1 pseudogene is annotated in these 1,397 nt (G+C 65.6%); it reads right to left on the reverse strand.

Going from position 1 to position 1,397, the window contains the following annotated elements:
* Positions 1 to 25 precede the first annotated feature (25 nt).
* A pseudogene (locus E2651_RS43210) lies at positions 26 to 1,305 on the reverse strand (IS256 family transposase).
* Between the last annotated feature and the right edge of the window lie 92 nt (positions 1,306 to 1,397).

The following is a 1,397-nucleotide window of genomic DNA, read 5'->3' on the forward strand; positions in this document are numbered from 1 at the left end:
GATGGTGTCCCGCCGAGTGGTGTAGTCAGTGGAGCTCGTTTGGTTCCGCTTGTGCGGGGATCTGTTGCTGCGGGGCTGGCTTGTCGGTGAAGAGTTCGGCCATGGAGCCCTCGGAGAGATAGCGGCGGTCGAAGACCTGCCATTCGTCGTGGAGTTCGGCCAGGACCGCGGCAGCGAGCCGGTCCAGGGCGGCGGGGTTGGGAAAGACCTGGACGACATCGGCCCGGCGTTTGATCTCCCGGTTCAGCCGCTCCAGCGGGTTGGTGCTCCAGATCTTCTTCCAGTGCGCCGGCGGGAAGTCCGCGAACGCCGTGATGTCCCCGGCCGCCTCCAGCAGCATCGTTTTGACCTGCGGGAACTGCCGTCCGAGCATGTCCGCCACGACGTTCAGCTGAGTGCGGACCTGCTCGGCGGTGGTCTGCGCGAAGATCGTGCGGATGGTCGCCGCGACCTTCCCCAAGCTCTCAACTCCGTTCGAGCAGGGGAGACCCCACCCGCCGACCCCTTCTCGATCACCGAGAAGACGTCGCGCACGAAGTGGACCCGGCACCTTTGCCAGGCCGAGCCGAGGAACACGGTGCGGATCGCGGCCACCAGCCCGCTGTGCGAATCAGAGATCACCAGCTGGACGTGCTCCAGCCCGCGGGCCCGCAGACTGCGCAGGAACTTCGTCCAAAACGGCTTCGACTCGCTGTCGCCGACCATCAGCCCGAGGATCTCACGGTGCCCACTCGCCGAAATCCCGGTCGCGATGACCACCGCCTGCGACACGATCCGGTGGTTCACCCGCGCCTTGCAGTAAGTCGCGTCCAGGAACACGTAGGGGAACACGGTGTGATCCAGCGGCCGTTCCTTGAACGCGGACAGTTCTTCATCGAGTTCGCCGCAGATCCTGGACACCTCAGACTTCGAGATCCCCGAGTCCGCCCCCAACGCTTTGACCAGGTCATCGACCGACCGCGTCGAGACGCCGTGGACGTATGCCTCCATCACCACGGCGAACAGGGCCCGGTCGATCCGGCGCCTTCGTTCCAGCAGCGAGGGGAAGAACGATCCGGTCCGCACCTTGGGGATCTTCAGGTCCAGGTCGCCGGCCTGGGTGGTCAAAAGCCTGTCGCGGTGGCCGTAGCGCCAGGTCGTGCGCTCGCTCGAGTGCTCGCGTGGGCCGGCACCGATCACCTGGGTGGCCTCCGCCTCGATGAGCTCCTGCAGGATGTGCTCGCACAGCGCCCTGATTGCCTCGACTCCGTCGGCCGTACGTATCGACTCCAGCAGCCGCATCAGGTCAGACTGGGACAAGGCCATCGCGTCCTCCTCGGTTGAACTGGCCGTTCACCAAAGAGACTTGCGCGATGGCCTGCCTCTGCTCAGGGAGCAGTCACCGACAGCGGATGCAC

The organism is Streptomyces sp. MZ04 (genome assembly GCF_004684775.1).
Taxonomy (GTDB): domain Bacteria; phylum Actinomycetota; class Actinomycetes; order Streptomycetales; family Streptomycetaceae; genus Streptomyces.